Source organism: Variovorax sp. 05L425, assembly GCF_056397705.1.
This window is the reverse complement of record NZ_JBFTNY010000048.1, coordinates 1-11,504: the sequence shown is the minus strand read 5'-3', so window position 1 is coordinate 11,504 and position 11,504 is coordinate 1. Positions and strand designations below refer to the sequence as shown.

General features: G+C 65.1%; 11 protein-coding genes. 5 read left to right on the top strand and 6 right to left on the bottom strand.

Annotated features, from left to right (window positions below; translation table 11 throughout):
* The 3 genes from AC1DN9_RS29480 to AC1DN9_RS29470 all read right to left on the bottom strand — a co-directional run.
* Positions 1-1,034: UxaA family hydrolase (locus tag AC1DN9_RS29480; protein ID WP_478105917.1), on the bottom strand; the 1,034-nt coding region annotated here is incomplete at its 3' end.
* A gap of 38 nt (positions 1,035-1,072) precedes the next feature.
* Entirely contained in the window at positions 1,073-2,371 is a 1,299-nt protein-coding gene (locus AC1DN9_RS29475) for an MFS transporter (protein WP_478105916.1), read from the bottom strand.
* A 38-nt stretch (positions 2,372-2,409) separates the two neighbouring features.
* Positions 2,410-3,270 carry an NAD-dependent epimerase/dehydratase family protein gene (locus AC1DN9_RS29470; RefSeq protein WP_478105915.1) on the bottom strand — a complete coding sequence of 287 codons (861 nt, stop codon included), beginning with the start codon at positions 3,268-3,270 and terminating at the stop codon, positions 2,410-2,412.
* 230 nt (positions 3,271-3,500) lie between these two features.
* Between AC1DN9_RS29470 and AC1DN9_RS29465 the strand changes: the two genes are divergently transcribed.
* The 5 genes from AC1DN9_RS29465 (at position 3,501) to AC1DN9_RS29445 (ending at position 8,039) form a co-directional block, all read left to right on the top strand.
* Complete coding sequence (locus AC1DN9_RS29465; protein ID WP_478105914.1) at positions 3,501-4,340, top strand: FadR/GntR family transcriptional regulator; 840 nt, start codon at positions 3,501-3,503, stop codon at positions 4,338-4,340.
* Positions 4,341-4,589: 249 nt separating this feature from the next.
* Positions 4,590-5,132 (top strand): cupin domain-containing protein, encoded by a 543-nt coding sequence (locus AC1DN9_RS29460; protein WP_478105913.1) that lies wholly within the window; start codon positions 4,590-4,592, stop codon positions 5,130-5,132.
* An 80-nt stretch (positions 5,133-5,212) separates the two neighbouring features.
* The gene (locus AC1DN9_RS29455) at positions 5,213-6,259 is read left to right on the top strand and encodes an RNA methyltransferase (RefSeq protein ID WP_478105912.1); all 1,047 of its coding nucleotides are present in this window, start codon (positions 5,213-5,215) and stop codon (positions 6,257-6,259) included.
* The gene (locus tag AC1DN9_RS29450) at positions 6,256-7,158 is read left to right on the top strand and encodes a LysR family transcriptional regulator (protein ID WP_478105911.1); all 903 of its coding nucleotides are present in this window, start codon (positions 6,256-6,258) and stop codon (positions 7,156-7,158) included. Before AC1DN9_RS29455 ends, AC1DN9_RS29450 begins: the two co-directional genes overlap by 4 nt.
* Positions 7,159-7,289: 131 nt before the next feature.
* The gene (locus AC1DN9_RS29445; protein ID WP_478105910.1) at positions 7,290-8,039 is read left to right on the top strand and encodes a GntR family transcriptional regulator; all 750 of its coding nucleotides are present in this window, start codon (positions 7,290-7,292) and stop codon (positions 8,037-8,039) included.
* A 30-nt stretch (positions 8,040-8,069) separates the two neighbouring features.
* Here the strand turns inward: AC1DN9_RS29445 and AC1DN9_RS29440 are convergent, their stop codons facing one another.
* The 3 genes from AC1DN9_RS29440 to AC1DN9_RS29430 are packed head-to-tail and all read right to left on the bottom strand — an operon-like array spanning position 8,070 to position 11,307.
* Positions 8,070-9,242, bottom strand: a complete 1,173-nt coding sequence (locus AC1DN9_RS29440) for an acetyl-CoA acetyltransferase (RefSeq protein WP_478105909.1) — start codon at positions 9,240-9,242, stop codon at positions 8,070-8,072.
* Positions 9,243-9,252: 10 nt separating this feature from the next.
* Entirely contained in the window at positions 9,253-10,797 is a 1,545-nt protein-coding gene (locus AC1DN9_RS29435; protein WP_478105908.1) for an AMP-binding protein, read from the bottom strand.
* Positions 10,798-10,839: 42 nt separating this feature from the next.
* Positions 10,840-11,307: a Zn-ribbon domain-containing OB-fold protein gene (locus AC1DN9_RS29430; RefSeq protein WP_478105907.1), complete on the bottom strand. Its 468-nt coding sequence runs from the start codon at positions 11,305-11,307 to the stop codon at positions 10,840-10,842.
* Between the last annotated feature and the right edge of the window lie 197 nt (positions 11,308-11,504).

The following is an 11,504-nucleotide window of genomic DNA, read 5'->3' as shown; positions in this document are numbered from 1 at the left end:
TACCAGGCCATCTCGCGGATCATGGCGTCGGCCACTTCGGGCGTGGTGGCGCGCGAGGTGAGCTGGTCGATGCCGTCGCGCACCTCGGTGACTTCCGAGAACATCACGGTGGCGCCTGCGCGCACGAGTAGGTCAGTGCAGAAGCCGACGGCCGGATTGGCGGTGACGCCGGAGAAGGCATCGCTGCCGCCGCACTGCACGCCAACCACCAGTTCGCTCGCCGGCACGGTCTCGCGGCGACGGGCGTTCAGGCGTTCGAGATGCTCTTCGGCCTGCCGCATGATCGAATCGACCATCGACATGAAGCCGACATGCGCATCGTCCTGCAGGCAGACCACATCGAGCTTGCTGTCTGCACTGTCGCCGACATCGGCCACGTTGCGTTCGTCGATCAGCGGGATGGTGCCCGGCGGCATCAAGCGCTCGGGCTGCAGTTTTTCGCAGCCCAGGCTCACAACCATCACCTCGCCGCCGAAGTTCGGGTTGAGGCTGATGTTGCGCAGCGTGCGGATCGGAATGATGGCATCGGGTGCGTCGATGGCCACGCCACAGCCGTAGGTGTGCTCCAGCGCCACGACGTCATCGACGTTGGGAAACTTCGGCAGCAGTTCGGCCTTGATGCGTTGCACCGCGAACTCGGTGACGCCCGCCACGCACTGCACGGTCTGCGTGATCGCGAGGATGTTGCGCGAGCCGACCGAACCGTCCGGATTGCGAAAGCCCTCGAAGGTGTAGCCCTCCAGCGGCGGCATCTCGGGCGGCTTGACGGTCGCGATCGGCAAGCCTACGAGTTCGCGCGCCGCGGGCATCTTGAGCAGTCGTTCGTGCACCCAACTGCCGGCGGCGATGTCCTTCAGCGCATACCCGATGGTGACGTTGTAGCGACGGACTTCACCACCTTCCGGAATGTCGACGAGCGCAACCTTGTGCGCCTGGGGGACCTTGTCCACCAGCTTCAGCCCGGAGGGCAGCAGGGTGCCGGCGGGCAAGCCGCCGTCGTTGGCCACGATCGCGACGTTGTCACGATCGTGCATGGTGATGGAAAGAGGCTTGGTCACGTTGCTCACTTCGCTCACTTGGCCACCGCACCTGCACTCACAGGCACCCAACGCGCGCTGGGCGTCCGATCGCCGCTTCGGGCCATCAGGCACACGACCACCGCGGCGATGATGTCGAAGACCGCGAGCACGACGAACAGGGGGCTGTAGCCGATCTGAGTGACGAGCACGCCGAACAGCGCCGTGAACGCGGCAGCACCCAAATACCCCGCCATGCCGCCCATGCCGGTGGCCGTGGCGACTTCGTTCTTTCCGAACATGTCGGAGGTGATGGAATACAGCGCGCCCGACAGCGTCTGGTGCGCAAAGCCGCCGATGCACAGCAGCGCGATCGCCATGTAGGGGCTCTCGACGAAGCCGACGCTGGCCGGGCCGATCATGAACAGCGCGCCGACGACGAACACCATCTTGCGCGAGTTGAACAGCGAGACCCCGAAGTACTTGTGGAACAGCGGGCTGAGGTAGCCGCCGAGCACGCAGCCGATGTCCGCGGCAAGGAAGGGCATCCACGCGAACATCGCGACTTCCTTCAGGTTCATGTGACGCTCGGTCATCATGTACAACGGGATCCAGGCGTTGAAGGTCTGCCAGGCCGGCTCGGACAGCATGCGCGGAATCCCGATCGCCCAGAAATCGCGGCTTCGGATCATTTCAGTCCAGCTGCGCTTGGCCGCGCCGGCGTCGCTGTGCTTCGCCTCCTGGCCGGACAGGATGTAGTCACGCTCCGTGTCGGACAAGCGCTTCTGGTCGCGCGGGTGGCGGTACAGCAGCATCCACACCAGGCTCCAGACAATGCCCAGCGCGCCGACGATCAGGAAGGCCCATTGCCATTGCCCGTGCAACAGGGACCAGACCACCAGCGGCGGCGCGAGCAATGCGCCGACCGACGAACCGATGTTGAACCAGCCGATCGCCACCGAGCGCTCCTTGGCCGGGAACCATTCGGTCGTCGCCTTGACGCCCGCCGGAATGCCAGCCGCCTCGGTGAGGCCCAACAGCCCTCGGAAGAAGGCAAGGCTCTGCCAGTTGGTGGACCAGGCCGCCGCGGCGCAGGCCAGCGACCAGGCCAGCGCGAAGAGGCCGAAGCCGAGCTTCGTGCCGATCGTGTCGAGCAGATAGCCCGCGACCGGCTGCATGAATGCATAGCAGAGCTGCCAGGCCACCACGATGTGCGAGTACTGCTCGGTCGTGATGTTCAGGTCCTTCATCAGCGTGGGGGCCGCCACCGAAAGCGTGTTGCGCGCGAGGTAGTTGACGATCAACCCGGCCGAAACCAGAGCGACCATCCACCAGCGAATGCCCTTGATCTTCATTGCGTGTCTCCTGGAACTCGTTGTGTCTGTCGAGAAATTCAAGAAATGGAATGCCTGGCGAGGGGGCGGGCGTCCTCGCGCGTGTAGTCCAGGCCGACGAAGCTGCCGCCCTGGTAGCGTTGGCACAGGGCGTCGAGGGGGTTCGGCCCGGCCAGGATGTCAGCGGCGTACGCCTCCGCGTCTTGCGTCGAGCGAAAGCCCAGGTGTTCGGCGCCGCTGTTGTCCCACCAGCTGCGCTTGTTGGCGGACACGCCCCAGACCACCGTGAAGCCCACGTCCTCGGCTTCGATGCAGCGGTCGATGAAGTGCAGGAAGTCGTCGTGGCCGAACCACGTGCTGAGATGGCGGGGCTCCGTCGGCCGCTCGACGCAACTGCCGATGCGCACGCAGACGCTTTCGATGCCGTGCTTGTCCCAGTACATGCGGGCGAGGGCCTCTCCCCACACCTTGCTCAATCCGTAGAAGCCGTCGGGGCGGGGCGCGCAGTCCAGGCCGAGGTGCTCGGTGACCGGATACATCCCGATCGCATGGTTGGAACTGGCGAAGACCACGCGACGCACGCCATGCCGCCGCGCACCCTCGAAGACTTCCACGAGGGCTCGCAGGTTGTTCTCGATGATCTCCGGCAGCGGACGCTCCACGCTCGTGCCGGCGAGGTGGATCAGCACGTCGACGCCTTGCAGCAGGCGGTCGACCACGGCGCTGTCGCGCAGGTCGCCGTGCATCACATCCTCGCCGTCCACCAGGGGCACCAGGGCCTTGCTGCCGGCGGCCGAGCGCAGGGGGACGCCGCGGCCGACCAACGCCTTGCGCAGTACGGCGCCGAGTTGGCCGCCGGCGCCGGTCAGGGCAATTTTCTTCGGGGTGTTTGGAGCGGAGTGGGATACGAGGGTTTTCATCAACTTGTCTGATGTCCTATGACAAGATTCGAATATCTCCGATCTCAAGCATCCATTTGATTGGGGTTTACCCAAATATTTGTAGCCGATTGCTGCAGTCGACAAGCCAATTCATCTCGAGATTTCATCAGATGTCCTACGACAACAAAAATCAAGCCTCGGAAGCGCATACGGACAGACTCCTCGCATGTCCCTGCGGGCCATCACATGCGCGGTCCTATCATTGGCGCATGCAAGACCCTTCGCCGACCTTCGAGGAAACCTCCACGGACAACGACCTGCGCGCCATTCCGCCGGGCGGGCGCCGGCCCGGCAAGGGGCTCACCCACGAACTGGTCGAGGCCCTGGGCACACAGCTCAAGAGCAGGGCGATCAAGCCCGGGGACAGGCTGCCGACCGAGGCGGTCATCATGCAAACCTACGGCGTCAGCCGCGGCGTGGTGCGGGAGGCCTTGTCCCGCCTGCAAGCAGCCGGCATGGTCCAGACGCACCACGGCGTGGGCACCTTTGCGCTGGAGCCGGCGGCCCCCGGCCGCTTCCAGTTCGGCAACGCGGCATCGAGCGGCGGCGGCATCTTCGACATGCTGGAGATGCTCGAGCTGCGCACCAGCATCGAATCGGAGGCCGCCGGACTCGCGGCCCTGCGCCGCACCGACGAGCATCTTCTGGAGATGCGCAGCGCGCTCGACGATTTCGAGAAGCATCTGGCGACCGTCGGCGAAACCGTTTCCCCCGATTTCCGTTTTCACCTGGCGATTGCGCAGGCGACGGGCAACCACTACTTCAGCGAACTCATGAGCCACCTGGGCCTGGAGGTGATCCCGCGCACGCGGATCTCCTCGTCATGGCTGAACGTCGAGCAGCGCGAGCAGCATCTCCAGAAGGTCAACCAGGAGCACCAGGACATCTACGCGGCCATCGAGCGCCGCGACCCCGATGCGGCGCGCGCGGCGATGCGCATTCACCTGGTCAACAGCCGCGAGCGGCAGCGTAAGGCGCACGCGGAGCCCGCGCGGGCGGCGGTGGGCTTGTCGGGCGCGGGCGACCGCGCGAGTTCCCAGGGTCTCTAGTTCGCCGGCATTCGCGGGGCTTCTCCGGCATCCGTCCGTCAACGTCGGTGAAGCCATATTCCTCCGCGAGTTCGGCGACAGAGCGACGTTCAACATCGGTCTTTGCTGGCATGGCCCAGTGATTTTCTCTTTTCTTGGCCCTGTGCCATGAGGCATCCCTGACCTAAGCTCGAATCTGTCGGGCAGGCATCCCGCAGGCGCCGACGAAAGGAGATCAACCCAATGGGCGAGAGAAACGGAGGCGCAGCGATGAGCGCAACTTCAGGCTTGGCGCCGGCCAGTCGCCAGAAAATCATTGCCGCCATGGCCGGGGCGTCACTCGTGCTTGCTGCCGGCTGGGCATCTCTTCCGCATGGCGGCAAGAGGCAGGCAGTGGACTGGTTCGCCGCCTTGTGTAGCACGGTGGGTCGACCAATGTTCGCGTCGGTACCTGCCCCTGCAGGGTCTGCCGAGGCAGCCCGGCCCGCGACATCGTCGAAGGTGCTCTCATGCGAACCGCTGCCGAACGTGCCCGGAAAGTCCGTCACCACGGTGCTTGTCGACTTCCCGCCACTGGCCTACTCGCCGGCACACCGCCATCCGGGGTCGGTCACCGCGGTCATCCTCAATGGGACGATTCGCTCGCAGTTGGCCGGCACGCCTCCGGGAGACTACCGCTTCGGCGAGACATTCTTCGAGCCGCCCGGGACACTGCACCTGTTTGCCGAGAATCCCGACCCGACGCATCCGGCAAAGCTTCTTGCGGTGTTCGTGACCGATGAAAACTGCGGTCCGCTGGTCCTGCCCCCTTGATACGGCGTCGCCTCGGCGGTGTGAGAGGGCCGGGACGCCCCATGTAGGTTCGACGGTGACTGCCGTGCACAATCCGTCGCATGTCGACGCGAATCCATGAAGTCAGACGGCGACTGCAGGAAGCCGGAGCAGGCCCCCTCCACGAACACCGGATTCTCCGCCTGTGGTCCCATGCTTTGCCCCGAAGCAGCGGCAGGCGCAAACCCGAGAGCTTTTTCCCGTCGTCCCTGCTGGCTGTCCTGCCGTCCATTGAAGCCGAACTTGCGGGGCTGGCGCGCATCCACACCGTCCATCCCGGCGCCGATGGTTCCGAGCGCCTGCTCGTCGCCCTCGCGGACGGCCAGACCGTGGAAAGCGTGCTGCTGCCCCGGGACGGTCTCTGCGTCTCGTCGCAAGTGGGGTGCGCCGTCGGATGCCAGTTCTGCATGACGGGTCGCGACGGATTGCTGCGTCAACTGGGCAGCGCCGAAATCATTGCCCAGGTCGCGCTCGCGCGCACGCGCCGGCCGGTGCGCAAGGTGGTGTTCATGGGCATGGGTGAACCGGCGCACAACCTCGACAACGTGATGGAGGCGATCGATCTCCTCGGTACGGCGGGCAACATCGGCCACAAGAACCTGGTGTTCTCCACCGTGGGCGATCCTCGCGCGTTCGAGCGGCTGCAGCAGGGGCGCGTCAGGCCGGCGCTGGCACTCTCGCTGCACACGACCAGCGCCCAGCTACGCAGAAAACTTCTTCCACGCGCGCCGAACTTGACGCCCGAGGAACTGGTCGCCGCATGCGAACGCTATGCCCGGGCGACCGGCTACCCGATCCAATACCAGTGGACGCTGCTGGAAGGTGTCAACGACGGGGAAGAGGAGATGGAAGGCATCGTCAGGCTGCTCTCCGGCAAGTACGGCGTGTTGAACATGATTCCCTTCAACGCGGTGGATGGCGTGTCGTTCAGTCGCCCGTCGTGGGAGCGATGCAAGCAGCTGGCTCGCACGCTGCACGAGCGGGGCATCCTGACGAAGCTGCGCTATTCGGCCGGCCAGGATGTCGACGGCGGCTGCGGCCAGTTGAGGGCGCGCGCAGCCGGGGCGAGCGAGACGGTTGTTCATTGGCAGAGGACCGCTGCTTCGTGAATCTCCACCGGCTCGATCTGTTTTCGCTCTCGCTGTTCAGCCTTGTGGCCCGCAGCGGCAGCATCAGCAAGGGTGCCGAACTGGCGAACCTGGCCGTCGGCGCCGCCAGCAAGCGCATCACCGATCTCGAGGCAGCCGTGGGCGCCACGCTGCTGGAGCGTCATTCGCGCGGCATCACCCTGACAGTGGCCGGCCACGCACTGCAGGCGCATGCGCAACGAATCCTCAGCGACGTCGATCAATTGGCGGCGGACCTTTCGGACTACGCGACCGGCCTGGTCGGCGTCGTGCGGCTGTGGGCCAACACGTCGGCGGTGACGCAGTTCCTGCCGGCGGACATCTCGTCTTTCGTCCGCGCAAACGCGGGCATCCGTATCGAGCTCGAGGAAGAAGACAGCGGCGAAGTGGTGCTGGCGGTGCTCGACGGCCGTGCCGACATCGGAATCTTCGCCGACCGCACGCCCGCCTTGGGCTTGCACCAGATCCACTACCGCGAAGACCGGCTGGTTCTCGTGGTGCCTCAGGGCCATCCATTGGCGCGCCGCCGTACGGTGCGCTTCGAGGAAGCCATCGACTACGACTTCGTCAGCCTGCCCAAGGGCACCTCGCTGGCCAAGCGCCTGCAGGCCGAAACCAAGGCACTGGGCCGCAGCCTGAAGATGCGCCTGCAGGTTCGAAGCTTCGACGCTATGTGCCAGATGGTGGCGGCAGGTTTGGGTGTCGCGGTGCTGCCGCGCGATGCAGTCCAGCCTCATCTGAGTTCGATGAACCTGCGACAGATTGCGCTTCAGGATTCATGGGCAACGCGGCACTTGCTGATCGGCCTGCGCGACGCCAGTGCAGTGCCCCGACACGTGCGACTCCTGATCGACCACCTGGTGGATGGCGTCGCCAAATAGAGTGCGTGATCAGGGGCCATTCGGCGGATCTCGCCTGATGACCTTCCATGTGTCGAAGCATGGAGGAGATCGTTGTGCTTTAATTGCATGGCAACATTTAGTTTGTTAACAATCTGACGACGAAGACCTCCATGAATGTCCCGAAAAAAGCGAATGCCAATGGCGAGACCGGCCGTACGGAAGCCGAAGCACCCGCGCGCGCCAAAGCCACCCTGCGGCAGCTTCAGACACTTCCCGAGCAGATTGCCGAGCTCATCTTCACCTCCATCGCAAACGGCGAGTACGAGCCGGGCGAGCGCATACGCGAAGAAGCTCTCGCAGAACAGTTCGAAGTCAGCCGGGGCCCGGTGCGTGAAGCGTTGCGCATCCTCGAGAAAGACTCGGTCGTTCGCATCCTGCCCAATCGCGGGGCGCACGTCACGCAGCTCTCGATCAAGGAGGTCGCCGACATCTTCGAGATCCGCTCCAAACTGTCTGGAGCGATGATCGCCCGGCTCTCGGTCGAGGAGGCCGCGCGTCTGGCCGCTGCCATCGACGCCGACATCCGCTCGCTCGACGCGTTGGCCGTGGACCCGGACGGAGCCGCCGACTACTTCCAGACATCGTTCAGCCTCAGTCGCGCCCTGCGCGAGGCCTGCAGCAATGAGCGACTGGCCGAAATCCTGGCATCGCTGTCGCGTCAGACCCTGCGATACACCCAACTTGGCCTGGCTACGCCGGCGCGCCGCAAGGAGTCGGCGCGCAATTGGCGCGCCATGCAAAAGGCGATGAAGGCTGGCAATGTGGACGTCGCCGCCGAAGCGGCCGAAAAGCTGATTGAAGATTCGAAGCGCGAAGCAATCAAGCAGCTCGAAGCGCGCCAGACCGCGGCCGACACTTGAGACGACCAGTGATGCCCAAGTGATGCCCGGCTAGTCACCTTTGCCGAGAACCATCACCATGTAGGCGGACATCACGAGCCCACCCGCTTGCATCAGGCAGGTGCGCACCCCTGGCACCTGTCGCTCGCCACACTCACCGCGCAGCTGTCGCACCGACTCGATCATCAATGGCATGCCGAACATGCCGCCATGGTTGAAGGACAGGCCGCCGCCCGAAGTGTTCATCGGAAAGGCACCGCCCGGCGCGATGCGTCCGCCCTGCACGAAGGCGCCGCTCTCGCCGCGCTCGCAAAAGCCCAGCGCTTCGAGTCCGATCAGCACGTTGATCGTGAACGCGTCGTAGATCTGTACGAGGTCGATGTCGGAATGCCTGAGGTCGGCGCGCTCCATGGCCAGGCGGCCCATCTCGGCGAGCACGCCGTTGTCGATCCAGTCGTCCGTGCCGAAAGGCGTGGCGTGCTGGATGTACTTCTCGGCAAAGCCCTGCACCAGCACCGCCGGGCGAGGGAGGTCTCGGGCGCGTTCTGCCCGAACCAGCACGATCGCGCCGGCGCTGTCGGTCACTTGGCAGATGTCGAACTTGCGCAGCGGGTCGGCGATCATCGGCGCGGCCAGGTAGTCCTCCATCGACAGCGGCGAGCGCGCGACGGCGTTCGGATTGAGTTGCGCCCAGCGCCTCGCTGCCAGCGCGACCTCGCCCAGATCCTCGGCGCGTGTGCCATAGCGATGCATGTGCAGGCGCGCCTGCATCGCATAGAAGCCGATCGGGCTCAGCATGCCGTAGGGGAGAACGAATTGTCCGCTCGGCATGCGCGCATCCTGCGCTGCGCCGCCGCGCGAGCGGCTGCGGTCCAGGCGCTGCGTGCTGCCGTAGGCGATCAGCGCCACGTTGCACAGGCCCGCTTCCATCGCCGCCATCGCGTGCACGACGTGCGTCAGGTTCGATTGGCCGCCGACGACGGTGCTGTCGACATAGCTCGGCGAAAGGCCCATGTACTCCGTCACGAGAAGGCCGGCGGCCCGGTCGTCCCAGTGAGCGAACACGCCGTCGATATCGGACGATTTCAGGCCCGCGTCCAGGATCGCCTGCCGCGCCGCATCGCATTGCAGTGACAGGGCGGTATCACCCGCCTGGGCCTTGCCCATGCCGGCCTGGCCGACGCCCACGATGGCATAGCGGCCGCTCAGCGCTTTCGGGTCCATCTCGGTTCCTTCAAACTCGCGCCGCTTCGGCGGCGAGTTGAGCACGTACATCTTTCTTGAGTACCTTGCCGACCGGGCTGCGCGGCAGCGTGGGCCAGAACTCGACCTGCTTGGGCGTCTTCAGGCTGCCGAAGCGGTTGCGACACAGTTCGACGATCTCGTCGGCGGTCGCGTTCCGGCCGTCCTTGAGTTCGACCACCGCGGTCAAGCGCTCGCCCCAATCGGGGTCGGGCACGCCGACCACGGCACAGTCCTGCACCGCCGGATGACCCCAGATCACTTGCTCGATCTCGCTCGGATAGATGTTGAATCCGCCGGAGATCACCATGTCCTTCTTTCGATCGACCACCGAGAGGAACCCGTTCTCGTCGAACACGCCGATGTCCCCCGTGTGGTGCCAGCCGAACGCACGCGCCTCGGCGGTGGCTTCCGGGTTGTTGAAATAGCCGGGTGATACCAGGTCGCCGCGGGCCACGATCTCGCCGCGCTCGCCGATGCCGACGATGTTGCCGTCGTCGTCCATGAGCGCCACCTCGCAGGCGCCCGAAGGGCGGCCGGCCGAGGAAAGGTGCTTGTCGAGTTCGGGGTCGCCGTGCACGAAATGGTCCTTGCGTGAGAGGCAGGTGATGACGCCGGGCACTTCCGACTGGCCATAGAACTGCACGAAAACCTGGCCCCAGCGCGCGAGGCCTTCGCGCAGCTTGTCGGCCGACATCGGCGCCGCGCCATACATCACGTACTCGAGCGACGAACAGTCGCGCGTGGCGGCGTCGGGGTGGGCGAGCAGGCGGTAGATCATGGTGGGCGTGAGGAAGATGTGCGTCACCCGCTCGCGCTCGATCGTCTCCAGGATCACACCCGAGTCGGCCGAGGGCGCGATCACGTTGCGCGCGCCGATGCGGGCGAGCGCGACCATCGTCGCACCCGCGGCATGCGTGAGCGGAGCGACGACCAGATGCACCGGATCCTTGCGCGGTGGCATGAACTGGTTGCTGACCCGGTAGGCCGTCTCGAGCGAGCGGTGGCTCTGCATGATCGCCTTGGGGCGGCCCGTGGTGCCGCCGGACGACTTGATGATCGCGATGTCATCGGGCTCGCGCCGAACATCCACGCGCTGGCCGGCGAACTCGTCGAGCCATTGTGTGATGCTCTGGCCGCTGGCCTCCAACGGCTCGGTCAGGCCGATCACGCGCTTGAGCGTCGGTATCTCGACTTTCATGCGTTCGAGGTGCGGCGCGTACTGCTCGTGGCAGATCAGTACCGTGATCTCGCAGAACTTGGCGAACCAGACGATGTCCTCGATCGAATCGCGTGCGTTGAGCGGCACGAAGACCGCGCCGCTGCGCATCACGCCGAGCATCGCAGGCAGGACCATCGGGTGATTGGGCGAAAGAACACCGACATGGGTGCCCGGCCGCACATCGCGCACGAGCGCGGCGGCGACGGCGTGCGAGGCGTCGGCTGCTTCACGGTAGCTGAGTTGCATGCTGCCGCCTTGCACGAAGACGCGGTCCGGAAAGGCCGTGGCGCCGGCGTCGAAGGAATCAATGATCATCTTGTCTCCAGTTTTCAGAAATTGTTTGCGCCTCGAACGCCGTCAGGCATGGGCCGCATCTGCGCCCAAGAGCCGGAACATCGGCAGGGCGATCTCGGTGTTGATGCGCTCGAAGCACACCTGCACGCGCGCGCCGATCGCGAGGTGATCCAGCTCGGTCGCGACGATGCCCGCCAGCATTCGCACACCCTCGTCGAGTTCGATCATCCCGATGGCATAGGGGACACGCGTCTCGAACGCCGGATGGCCGGCGACATGGCACACGGTATAGGTGTAGACGCGTCCAAAGCCGCTGGCGTGCACCCATTCGATCTCCTCCGACAGGCATTGCGTGCAGAAGCGGCGTGGATAGAACTGGTAGCGCGAGCAGGCAGGGCAGTGCTGGATCTTGAGCTTGCCCTCCAGTGCCGCGCCCCAGTAGTGAGCCGTTTCGGCCGTGGGGATCGGCAAGGGGCGTGCCGGGGGCGGATTCATCGGCTTTCCTTCGGTGTTGCTTGCGGTAAGGGCCATGGTCTTGTCTCCGATCGGGCGGACTTTCCGCCTCGTTGACGCAGCGCTGCTGCAATGCCTCGATTAAATCATGGGCACATTCGTATTGTCAACAATCTGAATGTCGAGTAAAGTTCAGGCATCCGACGCTCAACCGCCATCCAACGAGGCACCCACCCATGACCACACAGACAAAGATTCGCTCCGAGATCACCGGC